Here is a 14862-nt window from a genome sequence, read left to right on the forward strand (position 1 = left end):
GCTTTTCAGTTTTAAATTTGACGCGACGTCGTCTGTAGATTTTAAATATTTAGCCCGTTTTATTACCGCAGTTTATCTTGCTTTATGGCCTTCAAATTTTAAAATTGAGCGCTTGCTTTTGCTATTCGAGCGACCCCATAAACCTGTTTTTAGGCGCCTGATACTTTGGATAAATTTTCGTTGCGACTTTTGAGATAAATTGGCATTCAAAGGCGTAAATTTATCTCAAATTTGAATAATGCGGCAAGTCGGTCAAATTTACATCGTCCTATCCGGAGTGTATGTTTTATAAATTTACTGCTTCAAATTTACGGTTTTTTGGCAAAATTTGCGAGTAGGTAGGCAATTTACGATCAATTTACAGATGTATTTTGAGCTTAAATTTAGCGCAAACACCTGCTGCCAAATTTCATTTTTAATTTTAGCAAGAGACGCGAAAGTACCGCATTAGAGCAAAATCGGCCAAATTTAACGTTTTTGATGTTTTAAGCACCAAGCGAAGTTTGCAACGCGCGACGATTTCGCAAATTTGCATTCTTAAATTTGACGCAGCATAAAAAACAGGTGCGAAAATTTGAAATTTGCAAGTCAAAATTTGGCTAAATTTATGCCCTGTTTCGCAAAAATCATAAATTTGACGCAATATAAAAACAAGCTCAAAATTTCTAAATTTAGCAAGAGCCAAAAACACTCGTCAATTTAGTCGTTAAATTTTACTCTTTGCCCGTCAAAATTTGTACGATAGTTTCAGGTAAAATTTCATGCTCGATCGCGTGGATTTTGGCTTCAAAATTCTCAAGACTCATTCCCGCACTCTTTTCAAATGCTCGCTGAGCGATGATTTTGCCGCCGTCTAGCTCCTCGCTAACCCAGTGCACGCTCACGCCGCCCACCTTCATATCGCTCTCAAAGCTCTCTTTTATCGCGTGCGCGCCCTTAAAAAGCGGCAGCAGCGACGGGTGCAAATTTATAGCGCGAACTTGCCTTGTAAAAACAGGCGTAAGGATGCGCATAAAGCCCGCAAGCACGGTTAGATCTACGTTAGCGCGTTTTATTTCCTGGACGACCGCGGCGTCAAATTCCTCGCGCGATGCAAAATTAACGTGCTCGATAACGACGCTTTTTAGGCCGTATTTTGCGGCCTTTGCGATGCCGCCGGCGTTAGCTTTATTTGTTAGCGTTAGCGCGACTTCGATCCTGGTTTCGCCAAAAACCTTGCCGTGCAGCCTCTCTAAAATCGCTTCCAAATTCGAGCCGCCGCCGCTAAATAAAACCGCTATTTTTTTCGTAAGCATTTGAGTCCTTTGATGACGTCCGCGGCCGTGAGCGCGTAGTCGTTGATTTTGATTTCGCGAGCGGCTAGAGCGTGAGCTAGCGTGCCCGAGATCGCGGCATTTAGCGGGTCGTAACCCTGAGCGAGCAGTCCCGCGACGATACCGCTTAGCGCGTCTCCGCTACCGCCTTTTGCGAGCGCGGCGCTACCGTGCGTCATGACGTATACCTCGCCGCCTTGCGCGATTAGCGTATTTGCACCCTTTAAAACAAGCACGCATTTAAAATTTCGGCTAAAAATTTTAGCGAGTTTGAAGCGATTTTTCTGCACTTCGCCAGCGTAAAATTTACCCAGATTTGCAAGCTCTAGCAGGCTCGCAAACTCCTTTGGATGTGGCGTTATCACAACCTTTTCACTGTTTAAAAGCTCAAGTGTACGCGGCTCGTAGCAAAGATCGGCATCGATAACGAGCGCGTCTTTTGTTTTTAGCTCGCTAAATAGCTCGTCTTTTTGCGCCTCATCAAGCTCGCCAAGCCCCATTCCGACGGCACCTACTCGCATTTTTGGCGTTATGCGCGCGCTTTGCATTAAAACGGGCTCGATATTTAAATTTTCGCCCACGACGCTAACGAGTCCCGTACCGATAGTTAGCGCGGCAAGTCCCGCTATACGCGCCGCTCCACCCTTTTCGCCGCTCACGACAAACGCGTGCCCAAAGTCGCCTTTGTTAGCGTTTTGCTTTACGCGAAACGGCAAATTTAAATCGCTCTTACCGAGTTTATAAAAGCTCGTCCCCGTCTCGTACAGCTCGCGGGGAAGGCCCAAATTTGCGACCTTTACCCGCCCGACGAAATCTTTTGCAAAATCGCTATAAAGTGCGAGTTTTAGTGCACCCATCGTCACGGTCGTATCGGCCTTAAAGACTGCGCCTTGCGACACGCCGTTTTTATCAAGTCCGCTTGGGATGTCGCAGGTGAGCTTGTAGCCGGGTTTTGCATTTAGTAGATTTATCAAATTTATCGTTCGTTCGTTTAGCTCGCGGCTAAGCCCCGTACCGAATATCCCGTCGATAATGCAGTCAATTTCGCCGCCTTCCGTCAAATTTGAGATCAAATTTACGCCGCATTTTAGAGCCCTTGTTAGTTCTATTTTTGAGATTTCGTTTTGTTTGTCGCTGGCTAAAAATGCGAAACAATCAAATTTGCCGCCCAAAAGCCTAAGCGCGGCGAGCACGTCTGCGCCGTTATTTCCGCTGCCGACTACGCCTAAAATTTTACGGCGTTTGGTCGATGATTTTTTGAACTTACTTCGCACGGCGTTGGCTAACGCGTTAGCCGCGTTTTGCATCAAAACTTCGGTGCTAAGCCCAAACTCGCTCACGGCTCTAGCGTCAAGCTCCGCCGTATCCCAAAATAGCTTTTTCATGCGCCCTCCTGCTTCACTCGGTAGCTCAAAGCTTCTAAAATATGGGGCTTTTTGATTATGCGCGAGCCCTCGATGTCGGCGATCGTGCGGGCGACTTTTAGAGTTTTATTGATAGCGCGGCGGCTAAGCGAAAATCTCTGCGTAGCAAAATCTAGCACGCCGCTCGCCTCGTCGTCGCAAATGCAAAATTTAGCTATCTCTTCGTCGCCGAGCTTGCCGTTTAGCTCGCTTTGAGAGCGCGAGATTTGCGTCTCAAACACGCGCAGCACAGTTTGCCACATCGCTTCGCTCGTAACGTCGCTCTTGTCGCTCGCGGCCACCTCGTCCATCTGTACGTGAAGGTCGATGCGGTCTAGTACGGGTGCCGAAATACGCGATTTATAGCGCTTGATCTCGAGCTCCGAGCATTTGCATTCTAGATTTTTGGAGAGCAGATTACCGCAAGGGCACGGGTTCATCGCGGCTACAAACATAAATTTGGTCTCATACGTGACCTTTGAGTTTACCCGCGAAACATTGATTTTATAGTCCTCCAGCGGCTCGCGCAGGCTCTCTAAAATTTGCGGCGCAAAGTGCGGAAGCTCGTCGAAAAAGAGTATCCCGCCGTTGGCCAGCCCAACCTCGCCGATCCTAGCTGCGCTCGATCCGCCGCCAAATATCGAGCTGCGTGTGCTCGTATGATGAGGTGAACGAAAGGCGCGCAGAGCGGAAAATTCGCTCTCTTGCTGATTTAGCGAGCTGTAAGCGCAACTGAGCAAAATCTCATCCAAGCTTTGCGGCGGCAAAATGTAGCGCAGTCGCTTGGCGCTCATGCTTTTGCCGCATCCGGGGCTACCCTCAAAGATAATATTGTGCATACCGCAAGCGGCCACCAGGCAGGCTCTTTTTGCTCTACTCTGGCCTTTAACGTCGCTAAAATTTAGCTCGAAATTTTGATTTTTTACGAAGCTTTTCTCGCCGATTTTGATCAAATTTGAAAAAAGCGGATGAACGGCGCCAACCTTGCGCGAGGCGGCGAATTCGGGCTCTAGGAAAAATTTGATCGCCTCGGCCAAATTTGAAACGGCGTAAATTTCTAAATTCGGTATGGCGCCCGCTTTTTGCGCTATCTCTTGCGGGATCAGCACGCGAGAACCAGGCGCTTTCGCGCTCAAAAAAAGCAGAATAGAAAACAGGCTCGCCGTGCTTTTGACTCCTCCGTCAAGCCCAAGCTCGCCAAATGCAAAAATAGGCTCAAAGTCGCGCTCTTTTTGCAAAGCGATTAAAAGCGCAATGGGCAGGTCGAAGTGACTGCCTGATTTTGGCATATCAGATGGGGATAAATTTATGATGATTTTTTGTGCCGGGAAAGAGAAGTTTAACGATAAAAGTGCTGATTTTACGCGCTCGGCGCTCTCTTTTATCGAGGCGCCCGCAAGACCTACGATATTAAGTGCGGGCAAACCGCGGTTAAAGCTGGACTCGACGTCCACAAGCCGTAATTCGTCGTTGTAAGTGGCGCATTTTAGGGCTTTCATACGTTTTTTTGCTTTTTATACTCTTTGTCGAATTTTTTGCGTTTGTTGTAGCCGATACGCTCGATAAAAAGGTGACCGTCTAGGTGATCCATCTCGTGCTGGATGGCAACCGACAAAAGCCCGTCGGCCTCGAGCTCTTTACGCTCGCCAAAGCGGTCTTGATATTCTAGTGTTATAAACTCGGCTCTTTTTACGTCCTCGTAGTATCCGGGCACGCTAAGGCAGCCTTCTTGGTAGATTATCTCGCCCTCTTTGCGTAAAATTTTGGGATTTATGATTTCTAGCAGATCCTCTTTGCGCTGTTCTTTACTCTCTTCGTCTACTAAATTTACGATCAAAATTCGCTTAGCCTCGCCCGTCTGGATAGCGGCTAGTCCGATGCCGTTTTTAGCGATCATCGTTTCATACATATCGTCTAAAAATTTATGCAGTTCGTCGCCAAAGACTTTAACTTCAAGCGATTTGACGAAGAGTTTTTTGTTCGGATAGGTTAGGATTTCTAGTATCATTTTTCAGTCTTGTCCTCTAGTACCAAAAAGTGTTCGCCGTCTCTACCGGTGTTTACAAGCGAATCAAGCGCCAAAGAAAGCATCTCCTCGATAGTTTTTGTCATGTTTAGATCAAAAGTGACCACTTCCATATCAAACTCGTATTTCTCTCCATTTAGCATGAAAGAGGTGTCATAAAACATATCGGTTATACGTTTGCAGGCTTTTTGTGCGCCGCTTATGTCGGTATGCTTCATCAGCATAGCAAAACATCCTCCGCCGTAGTGCGACAAGATATCGCTGCGCCTCGACGTGCGAAGTAACATGCGAGATATATTTTTTAAAACGGCCAGCTTACCTTTTGACCCGATACCGTCCAGCGCGCTATCCTTTGGTTTTAGCAACATTACGGAGGATTTATAGTCGTATTTTTTTATATTTTCAGACTCGATACCGAGCGTCTTGAGGAAAAATTTTCTATTATATACGTCAAATTTTTCATCATATATAGACTGTTCTTCAACCAGCTTAAAAACCTTACTAATCTCTTCGTAGCTCGTTTTGATAACTTCGATATGCTTGTCCATTAGCGAATTTAGCTTGTTTAAGTCTTCGTTAAAAGAGTTAAAGACGCTTTGTATCGTGATCAAATTTACATTTGGATCTAGGCTTTCCGAGCGTTTTTTGATGATAGTTTTTAAAACTCCCAAATTTTTATATATGAGCGCAACGGCCTGTAGCATGCTTTTTATCTGCATAAAGCTATTTTTGACCTCGCGCTCGATATTGATTTGTCTATCGTCCTCGAGTTTGCCGATCTCGTCTTCGATCTTTATGATCTCGCCGACCTTTTTCTTAAAATCATCAGACTGCTTTTCGAGCATCTTTTCAAAAAAAACGGTGTAGTTTTTCGGGATCGAGGGGATATTTTCCTCGGTTAGTTCTTTTATGATCGCCTCGGAAAAACCGTAAATGTTAAACTCGTCCTTTTTGGCTGTTGCGCCTACCTTTTGAGTAGACGCGTTATTTGCCGCTACGTTTTCGCTTTTTTTGTTGTCTAACTTTATCAAATTCTACTCTTTACTTAAAGCTTTTCTCCAAAACTTTATCTATAAGCCCGTACTCTTTGGCTTCGGCAGAGCTCATGAAAAAGTCCCTGTCGGTATCTTTTTGGATTTTAGTTAGTTTTTGACCCGTATTTTTAGCTAGGATCGCGTTTAAAATTTCTTTCATACGCAAGATTTCCTTCGCTTGGATCTCTATATCCGTCGCCTGTCCGCGCGCGCCGCCTAAAGGCTGATGGATCATGATGCGCGAGTTTGGCAGCGCATAACGCTTGCCCTGCGCGCCGCAACTAAGCAAAAACGCGCCCATAGACGCCGCCTGACCTATACAGATCGTGCAGACGTCGGGCTTGATGTAGTTCATCGTATCGTAAATGCTAAATCCGCTCGTTATCACGCCGCCTGGACTGTTTATATATAGATAGATGTCCTTGTCCGGGTCTTCGGCCTCTAAAAACAGCATCTGAGCCACGATCGCAGACGCCATACCGTCCTCGATCTCGCCACTAAGCATTATTATGCGGTCTTTTAGCAGGCGCGAGTAGATGTCGTAGCTTCTCTCGCCCTTGCTCGTGCGCTCGATGACGTAGGGGATGTAGTAGCTCATTACTCCGCCTTTTTCTCTTTCTTATCGCTCTTTAGCGCAAACATCTCGTTAAATAGCTTCTCCTCGATCATCGACATTTTGATCGCAGGCAAAATTCCTTGATTTTTGTAGTTTTCAAGGTGCTGTTTCGGATCTATGCCAGAGCGATACGCCTCAAAGTACACCGCTTGGATCAGCTCTTGATCGCTTACTTTGATATCTCTGCGGCGTGCTAGCTCGTCTATTATAAACGTTAGCTTCACGCTTTTTACGGCGTCGTCGCGGTATGTCTCGCGCTGTTTAGTTAGAGCGTCTTTATCCTCTCTAAATTTAGCCATCTGTTCAGGCGTAAAGCTGCTCCAAGCGCTGCGGAATTGCATATCCATCTCTTGCTCTACGATGTTTTTTGGTACGTCGAAGTTAAATTTAGCCACGATCGCGTCGGCAAATTTAGGCTTTAGCTCCTCGTTTACGTTTTTAGCGTGCTTCTCGGCTTTGATCTGCTCTTTTAGTCTCTCTTCGAATAGCTCGACGCTTACCTTTTCCTCGCCCGGCATGATGCGTTTTAGCGTCTCTTCGTCGATCTCTTCAGGCACTTTTTTGCCTTGGATTTCGTGTAGTTTTACTTTAAACGTCGCGTCTTTGCCCGCAAGGTGCGCAGCCCCGTACTCGGCCGGGAATTTAACCTTTACGTCGCGCTCCTGCCCTACTTTTAGCCCGATCATACCGTCCTCAAAGCCAGGTATAAACTGACCTGAACCGATTTCTAGCAGGTAGTTTTCGGCCTTGCCGCCCTCAAATGCCTCGCCGTCCACGAAGCCCTCGAAGTCAAATTTAGCAAAATCGCCCTTTTCAAGCGCAGCTTTTTCCACTTTTTCTAGCGGAGCCATCATCTTTAAAATTTCGTTTTTTCTCTCGTCGATCTCTTTTTTCGTTACGCGCGGAGTGCTGACGCTCTCTATCAGCTCCTCGTAACCGTCGATGTTTATGATCGGTTTAAACGAGATTTCGATTTCTGCGTCGATCTCGTTCTCGCCTCTGTCAAATTTAGTCACGATCGGCTCGCCGATAACCTCTTCAAATTTTCTATTTAGCTCTTTTAGTCCAGCATCGATCGCGTCTTTTAGCGCGTCTTGCTCGGCATCGGCGGTTAGTTCTTTTTCGTAACGTTTTAGCACTACGTTCACAGGCACTTTGCCCGCTCTAAATCCGTCTATTTTCATATTTTTCGCAGCTTTTTTAGCAGCGTTTTCGAGTTTGGATTTTACGTCCGCGCTCGGTATTTTCGCACTTAGCGAAGCATTTACGGCGTCGATTGCCTTGGTTTTGATTTGCATTAAATTCCTTTAAAAAATAAAAATTTCCTAGAGTGTAGCAAAATTTTCCTTATTCATAGTATAAATTTAAGCGCGCGAAAGGCGAATTTAAGTAAAATCATTTATCAAATTTAGATAGCGAAATTAGTCAGGAATGCAAATGCAAGAAAATTTAAAAAATGAGAATTTAAAAAAAGAACAGTTTGAAAGCTGCGTCGAGCAGATGCTAAATTTAGTCGGCGAAGACCCAAACAGAGAAGGACTGGTTAAAACTCCCGAGCGCGTTTTTAAGGCTTATGAGTTTTTAACGAGCGGCTACTCGCAAGACCCCAAAGTCGTGCTAAACGACGCGCTGTTTGATAGCTCAAATAACGAAATGGTGCTCGTGCGCGATATCGAATTTTACAGCCTTTGCGAGCATCATTTGTTGCCGTTTTTCGGGCGCGTGCACGTAGCCTACATCCCAAACCACAAGGTCGTAGGCCTTAGCAAAATCCCTCGCATGGTAAATATCTTCGCCCGCCGCTTGCAGATCCAAGAACAGCTCACCGAGCAGATCGCCGAAGCCGTGCAAGAGGTCATCAAGCCAAAAGGCGTGGGCGTCGTCATCGAGGCGCGCCACATGTGCGTGGAGATGCGAGGCGTGGGCAAGATCAACTCAACAACTACCACGTCGGCGCTACGAGGTTGCTTTTTAAAGAGCAGCGAGACCAGGCGCGAGTTTTTCTCCCTCATAAATTCGCACAAAGAAGTGAGATTTTAGTGAATTTAGATAGCTTAAAATCAAAACTCGGCGCAAATTTATCGCTCTCTAGCGTCTTTGGCGTGATCGAGCGAATTTCTGCTACGACGATAGAGATCTCGGGACTGCGCCCCAGCATCGGCGACATCGTGCAAATTTGCGCTAAAGACAAGAGCAAAAGCGGACTGGCGATGGTGACCGAGGTGCGGCAAAATACCGCGCTCATCTCGCCCTTTGGCTTTGTAGAAGGCTACAAGATCGGCGACTTCGTCTATCAGAGCGACCAAGGTATGAAAATACCCGTCGGAGACGCTCTTTTGGGGCGCGTGGTGGATCCTTTTATGAATCCAAAAGACGGCAAGGGCGCGATCGCCGCCACCGAGTACGCCCCGATAATGCGCGCTCCGATCGATGCTATGAAGCGCGGACTAATAGATGAAATTTTTAGCGTCGGAGTTAAAAGCATAGACGGACTACTAACCTGCGGCAAAGGCCAAAAACTTGGCATTTTCGCGGGCTCTGGCGTGGGCAAAAGTACGCTCATGGGTATGATAGTGAAAAACTCGCAAGCTCCGATCAAGGTAGTCGCCCTAATCGGCGAGCGCGGCCGCGAGGTGCCGGAGTTTATCGAGAAAAATTTACGCGGCGATCTAAGCGGCACCGTCGTCATCGTAGCAACTAGCGACGATAGCCCGCTGATGCGAAAATACGGCGCCTTTTGCGCGATGAGCGTGGCAGAATACTTCAAAAACCAAGGCAAAGACGTGCTTTTTATCATGGATAGCGTGACGAGGTTTGCCATGGCGCAGCGAGAGATCGGTCTGGCGCTGGGCGAGCCGCCGACGTCTAAGGGCTACCCGCCATCCGTGCTCACCCTACTGCCTCAACTGATGGAGCGTGCGGGCAAAGAGGAAGGCAAGGGCAGCATAACGGCCTTTTTTACCGTGTTAGTCGATGGCGATGACATGAGCGATCCGATAGCCGACCAGAGTCGCTCGATCCTAGACGGCCACATCGTGCTTAGTCGCGAGATGACGGACTTTGGCATCTACCCGCCTATAAATATCCTAAACTCCGCCTCGCGCGTGATGAGCGACATCGCGACCAAAGAGCACAGGGCAAACGCCGCCAAGCTAAAGCGCCTCTACTCGCTCCTCAAAGAAAACGAGGTCCTGCTACGCATCGGCGCGTATCAAAAAGGCAGCGACAAGGAGCTAGACCTTGCCATCTCGAAAAAAGAATTTATAGATAACTTCCTAAAACAAGACGCCGAAGAGGGCTTTAGCTTCGAGCAGACGCAAGAGCTGCTAGGCGGGATAAATTAGTCAATTTTAGGCTTTTCGGGCAAATTTGGCGCACGATTTATCCTGCCGGTTCTTAAATTTGATGGGTTAAATTTAAGCCGAATATTTTTATCGCACGGCGCACAAAGGATCAAATTTGAGCAGAAACTACGACGAAAATCCGCTGATTTTACAGGATGATTTTTACGTTATCGCGCTTAGTTGCGTATTCTTGCTCGGCTTTAACCTTTTTATGACGTTTTTTATATTTTTTAGCGGCATGATAGATTGGCAAAGCGGCTCATTTTGGGAGGTTTTTAGGGCAGAGGCGATGCGAGACCCTAGGTTTGCTTCGATGTTTGGTAGCGGTATTCTTATGAATATTTTAGCCACCGCCGACCTAATCAAAAAACTCAAAAATCCCTTGCTCGTTTACCCTTACGAGGATAAAATTTTCCAAACCAAAAAGGGAATAATGATAAATTTGACGGATGTCCGCGAAATGCGAAAATCGCCCTATCAAATTTTAGGAGCGATACCGAAAAATCCGCTTTCCGCGGTAGTGATCCCGTTTATGTTCGTCTTGTCCGCATTTATTTTTTATGCGCTGATTTTTTTCGCTAGATGCGTGCTCAGAGCCTTTGACAAAGACGTAAATTTAAGCTACTTTTACAACCTTGCCCTGTTTAGCCAAACGAGCGTTATAAATATTTATTTCATCTCAAAATCAGACTACGCCGCGGTGCGTGAGTATTTTGCGTCAAAGCTGTGCACAGACGTCGCGGATGTACCTTGGACGATCAAATTTTACGACGCCAGAAACATTTAGCAGCCTTAAATTTGACGCTCGCTCTCGTCTTTATTGTGCGTCAAATTTAACCGAGCAAAGATATAAATTTATCCCGAGTCGGCGAAAAATTCGGATTTATTTCGCCGAATTTCACTCAAAATACAAAAATTTTAATTTTTAAATTTTCTAAAACCTTAAGAAATCAAACTAAGTTTAGGATATATTTTATCTTTTTATATCAAATTTGACCGAAACGACGATGTTTTGCTTACTTGATAAGGAATTTCAATATATAAACTCTATCAAAAACCGCTTAAATTTGAAAAAACTAAGCTAAAATTTTAATCAAAAATTTATAAAATTTGTTATATTATCGTCGCGAAAATAAAAGGGATAAAATATATCCTAATTGATAAAGGTCAAGCGTGAGAGTATATCTAGACAACAATGCCACGACGATGGTCGATCCCGAAGCTTTCGAGCTTATGAAGCCGTTTTTTTGCGAAAAATACGGCAACCCAAACTCACTGCATAAATTCGGCTCCGAGACGCACCCGGCGCTTCGCCGCGCGATGGATCAGCTCTATGCCGGCATAAACGCGAGCGATAACGACGACATCGTGGTCACGGGCTGCGCCACCGAAAGCAACAACTGGGTGGCTAAGGGCGTATTTTTCGATCATATATTAAATAAAGACAAAGACCACGTCATAATTAGCGCCGTCGAGCACCCGGCGATCTCGGCGACATTCGAGTTTCTCAAAAAATACGGCGTGCGCGTTAGCCGCGTGCCCGTAAACGAAAACGGCCTGCTAGATCCAAACGACCTAAGAAAGCTAATCGACGACAAAACCGCGCTCGTTAGCATCATGTGGGCAAATAACGAAACGGGCACCATTTTCCCGATAAAAGAGTGCGCGGCAATCGCTCACGAGCACGGCGCACTGTTTCACACCGACGCGACGCAAACCGTGGGCAAAATCAAGATAAACGTGCGCGAGATGGGCATGGACTTTATGAGCTTTTCGGCGCATAAATTTCACGGACCAAAGGGCGTAGGCGGCCTATACATCAAGGATTCACAAAAGCTAACTAGTCTGCTTCATGGCGGTGAGCACATGGGCGGCAGACGCAGCGGAACGCTCGATGTCGCGGGCATCGTCGGCATGGCGCAAGCACTGGAAAATAGCAATAAACTAATCGAGTTTGAAAATCTGCACGTTAGACGCCTGCGCGACAAGCTCGAGGACGCTCTACTACAGCTACCCGACGTCTCGGTCGTGGGAGAGCGCGCTCACAGGCTACCAAACACCATCCTAGCCGCTATAAAAGGCGTCGAGGGCGAGGCGATGCTGTGGGATCTAAATCAGGCCGGTATCGCGGCATCTACGGGCTCGGCGTGCGCGTCCGAGACTCTAGAAAGCAACCCGATAATGGAAGCCATCGGAGCTAGCAGCGATCTGGCGCATACGGCGCTAAGGCTGTCGCTATCGAGGTTTAACACCGAAGAAGAGATCGACTATGCGATAGAGCATATCAAAAAGGCGGTAGTGAGGTTGCGAGCTATTTCATGCACGTACGCTTACAACCCTAACGGCAAGTAACGGCTTGTCTTTTTCCTTTATACGTCGCTTTGCTTCGTTGCACTCGCAACTGCAAGCAGAAGGAAATTTCGCCGAAGCTCGGTTACGTATTTCGTATACGCGCCCTCGCTCGGCTTATTTCCGCCTCGTCTCTTCGTAGTGAAGTCTCGTTACGAGCGCTTGCGCGAAGTAAAAAGAAAAATACTTCGCCTGAATGTTTTGCGTTCAAATTTAAGATTAAATTTAATTGAAATTTGAGCTTTGAAAGCCCAAATTTGAGTTAAATTTAAAAGGAAGCAGGCGGCCGTATCGCGAGATGGATTTGAATGGTGTAAAGCAAAAATGAGCAAAGCTAACCACGTAGGTTGCAGCAACGATATTTTTGCAAACTCATTCAAAGACGCTCGCGAGACAACGCCTCTAAAAAGGAAATAAAATGGCAAAAAATAATTTAATCGGCGGCTCCATCTGGGACGAATACTCCCAAAACGTCCAAAACCGCATGAACAATCCCAAATTTATGGGCGAGATCACCGAGGACGAGGCAAAAGCAAGAGGTGGCAAGCTCATCGTAGCTGACTTTGGCGCAGAGAGTTGCGGCGACGCGGTGAGGCTATATTGGCTCGTGGATGAGAAAACCGACCGCATCATGGACGCTAAATTTAAGAGCTTTGGCTGCGGTACGGCGGTGGCGAGCTCCGATACGATGGCTGAGCTTTGCATCGGTAAGACCGTGGACGAAGCGGTCAAAATCACCAACATCGACGTGGAAAAAGCCATGCGCGATACCCCGGACGTCCCTGCCGTCCCGCCGCAAAAGATGCACTGTTCGGTCATGGCCTACGACGTCATCAAGGCAGCCGCAGCGCAGTACAAGGGCGTGGATCCTGAGCATTTCGAGGACGAGATCATCGTGTGCGAGTGTGCGCGCGTGAGCCTAGGCACGATCAAAGAGGTCATCCGCCTAAACGATCTACACACGGTCGAAGAAATCACGCAATACACCAAAGCAGGCGCCTTTTGCAAGTCCTGCGTACGCCCGGGCGGACACGAAAAGCGCGAGTATTATCTCGTGGACATCCTCACAGACACCAGAGCCGAGATGGAGCAGGAGAAAAAGCAAGCCATCATCGACGCGCAAGTTTCTGGCAAATTTGACGATGTGAGCTTTGAAAATATGACCGTCGTGGGCCAGCTAAAAGCCATCGAGAGCGTCATAGATAGAGATGTTCGCCCGATGCTGATGATGGACGGCGGAAATATGGAAATCCTCGATTTGCAAAAAGACGCCGAGGGTAAATTTGACGTCTATATCCGCTATATGGGTGCTTGCAGCGGCTGCGCGAGCGGTGCGACCGGCACGCTATACGCGATCGAAAACGTGCTTCAAGAAAACCTCAGCCCAAATATCCGCGTCCTACCTATCTGATTTGCTTTAGACGGCAAATTTGACGCGGCTTAGGGCTCAAATTTGCATTAAATTCGGGCGGTTATTTTAGCCGCCCCTGCTCTACTTGTTTACAAATTTAAACGCCAAATTTAGTCTCGCCATTTTAAATTTCACTCTTTTATTTCCTTATAAAAGCTTAAATTACGAGCCAAACAAACAACGGTCGTTATCAACAGTATCGGTATCAGTGGCAAATACAAATAAACAAAAGTCGCTGCTGCATCACTACTATGAACAGCCTTGCCTTCCAAAAACAACGAACCCACTGGATAATACAAAACCAGCGTCATGATCGCAAAATTTTCTATCGCGAAAATCGTATTGCTTTTTTCGGGATTTTCGACGAAAAGTTTGCTATACCTGCGCTCCGAAATAAAAAATACGCCTACGCAAATGGCGCTAACTATGAATACCCAGTATAATTTATCAACATTAGATGAAAATAAAATCAAAAAAGCCATCGCCGCAAAGCTCACGAAGGCAAATCTAACCAAACGATGAAGCTGATATCTGCGCTTTAAATTTTCGGGGATTTGAGCTAGAGCTTTGCCGTATTCTAGCGCTTCGGCCTCGTCGTCGCTTTGGCTTGGCTCGGATTCATGGCTCGCGCACTCAAATTTCGGCTCAGATTCGGTTGTGTTGCTTTGATTGGCTTGCACTTGGCTTAAATTTTGCCCATTAGTCGTTTCGTCCGCGACTAGCTCGTTGATTTTCTCTTGCGATTTTAGTACTCTTTGCGGCAGATACACGGTCTCATCGGCAGCAAATTCGTCGTTAGCATTGTGGGCTATTATTGCGATGGGGAGCATAATTGTCGTGATAAAGATCGCCTGCACGGTCGTTGGCGTGCTAAAAGCCGCATCCAAAAACAACGCATATAAGCTCACCGCAATGAAAAAGAGCGCGATAGTTTCAGTACATATCAAGGTAAAGGCTTTGCCTTCGTCGCTAAACAAAAACACGCTATATCGCTTGCGCCTAGGCGACTTAACGAAAAGAGTATTAATGCAGCAGACATGCCAAACGCCACAGCAAATAAAAAAGGTGATGATGGGTGCGCAGGATCTATCAAGAAAGGAAAAAGAAGCATTATAAAAGTTGCGGAAAGCCCGATAAATAAATTCTTACCAAAACGCCAATTATCGTAACTTTTTAAAGCGTCTTGCGGAATTTGACTGATGTCGACGGCGATTTTATCTTTTTGAGTTTGCATTTTCTCCTCCTTTTTTGTTATTTTAGCCTAAATTTTAACTATATCATCACCAAAATCTATTTCCCCCAAACCCCAACTTACGAAATTAAATTTTTCTACTTCATTTATCAAAATACCTAAAATTCCGATAAT

The 14862-nt window shown here is 46.4% G+C and carries 14 protein-coding genes; 6 read left to right on the top strand and 8 right to left on the bottom strand.

The window, feature by feature from the left end; translation table 11 throughout:
• Positions 1 to 713: 713 nt before the first annotated feature.
• From purN to tig, 7 genes are read right to left on the bottom strand one after another with little or no spacing between them, the layout of a single operon-like run.
• The gene (gene purN, locus Q0394_RS01225) at positions 714 to 1295 is read right to left on the bottom strand and encodes a phosphoribosylglycinamide formyltransferase (protein WP_298792726.1); all 582 of its coding nucleotides are present in this window, start codon (positions 1293 to 1295) and stop codon (positions 714 to 716) included.
• Entirely contained in the window at positions 1277 to 2698 is a 1422-nt protein-coding gene (locus tag Q0394_RS01230) for an NAD(P)H-hydrate dehydratase (RefSeq protein WP_298945141.1), read from the bottom strand. Before Q0394_RS01230 ends, purN begins: the two co-directional genes overlap by 19 nt.
• Positions 2695 to 4215 carry a YifB family Mg chelatase-like AAA ATPase gene (locus Q0394_RS01235; RefSeq protein ID WP_298945142.1) on the bottom strand — a complete coding sequence of 507 codons (1521 nt, stop codon included), beginning with the start codon at positions 4213 to 4215 and terminating at the stop codon, positions 2695 to 2697. The genes Q0394_RS01230 and Q0394_RS01235 overlap by 4 nt, the downstream gene beginning before the upstream one ends.
• Positions 4212 to 4724, bottom strand: a complete 513-nt coding sequence (gene def, locus Q0394_RS01240) for a peptide deformylase (RefSeq protein ID WP_298945144.1) — start codon at positions 4722 to 4724, stop codon at positions 4212 to 4214. Before def ends, Q0394_RS01235 begins: the two co-directional genes overlap by 4 nt.
• Entirely contained in the window at positions 4721 to 5773 is a 1053-nt protein-coding gene (locus tag Q0394_RS01245; RefSeq protein WP_298945147.1) for a diguanylate cyclase, read from the bottom strand. Before Q0394_RS01245 ends, def begins: the two co-directional genes overlap by 4 nt.
• Positions 5774 to 5783: 10 nt before the next feature.
• Positions 5784 to 6374, bottom strand: a complete 591-nt coding sequence (gene clpP, locus Q0394_RS01250; protein ID WP_298792736.1) for an ATP-dependent Clp endopeptidase proteolytic subunit ClpP — start codon at positions 6372 to 6374, stop codon at positions 5784 to 5786.
• Entirely contained in the window at positions 6374 to 7690 is a 1317-nt protein-coding gene (gene tig / locus Q0394_RS01255) for a trigger factor (protein WP_298945151.1), read from the bottom strand. The genes clpP and tig overlap by 1 nt, the downstream gene beginning before the upstream one ends.
• Positions 7691 to 7829: 139 nt before the next feature.
• Here tig and folE point away from each other — a divergent pair, with 139 nt between their 5' ends.
• The 5 genes from folE (at position 7830) to Q0394_RS01280 (ending at position 13496) form a co-directional block, all read left to right on the top strand.
• Entirely contained in the window at positions 7830 to 8432 is a 603-nt protein-coding gene (gene folE / locus Q0394_RS01260) for a GTP cyclohydrolase I FolE (RefSeq protein WP_298945153.1), read from the top strand.
• Positions 8432 to 9736 (top strand): flagellar protein export ATPase FliI, encoded by a 1305-nt coding sequence (gene fliI / locus Q0394_RS01265; protein ID WP_298945155.1) that lies wholly within the window; start codon positions 8432 to 8434, stop codon positions 9734 to 9736. The genes folE and fliI overlap by 1 nt, the downstream gene beginning before the upstream one ends.
• Before the next feature lie 115 nt (positions 9737 to 9851).
• Positions 9852 to 10523 carry a hypothetical protein gene (locus Q0394_RS01270; protein ID WP_298945157.1) on the top strand — a complete coding sequence of 224 codons (672 nt, stop codon included), beginning with the start codon at positions 9852 to 9854 and terminating at the stop codon, positions 10521 to 10523.
• A 386-nt stretch (positions 10524 to 10909) separates the two neighbouring features.
• A complete protein-coding gene (locus Q0394_RS01275) occupies positions 10910 to 12088 on the top strand; it encodes a NifS family cysteine desulfurase (RefSeq protein WP_298945159.1) in 1179 nt (392 codons plus the stop codon).
• A gap of 415 nt (positions 12089 to 12503) precedes the next feature.
• Positions 12504 to 13496 (top strand): iron-sulfur cluster assembly scaffold protein, encoded by a 993-nt coding sequence (locus Q0394_RS01280; protein WP_298945161.1) that lies wholly within the window; start codon positions 12504 to 12506, stop codon positions 13494 to 13496.
• 131 nt (positions 13497 to 13627) lie between these two features.
• Here Q0394_RS01280 and Q0394_RS01285 read toward each other — a convergent pair whose 3' ends face one another.
• On the bottom strand, positions 13628 to 14326 hold the full coding sequence (locus Q0394_RS01285) for a hypothetical protein (RefSeq protein WP_298945163.1): 699 nt from the start codon (positions 14324 to 14326) through the stop codon (positions 13628 to 13630).
• On the opposite strand from Q0394_RS01285, the gene Q0394_RS01290 reads away from it, so the two are divergent.
• Positions 14316 to 14612 (top strand): hypothetical protein, encoded by a 297-nt coding sequence (locus Q0394_RS01290; RefSeq protein ID WP_298945165.1) that lies wholly within the window; start codon positions 14316 to 14318, stop codon positions 14610 to 14612. The genes Q0394_RS01285 and Q0394_RS01290 overlap by 11 nt on opposite strands.
• Positions 14613 to 14862 lie beyond the last annotated feature (250 nt).

This window comes from uncultured Campylobacter sp. (assembly GCF_938039205.1).
Lineage (GTDB): Bacteria > Campylobacterota > Campylobacteria > Campylobacterales > Campylobacteraceae > Campylobacter_A.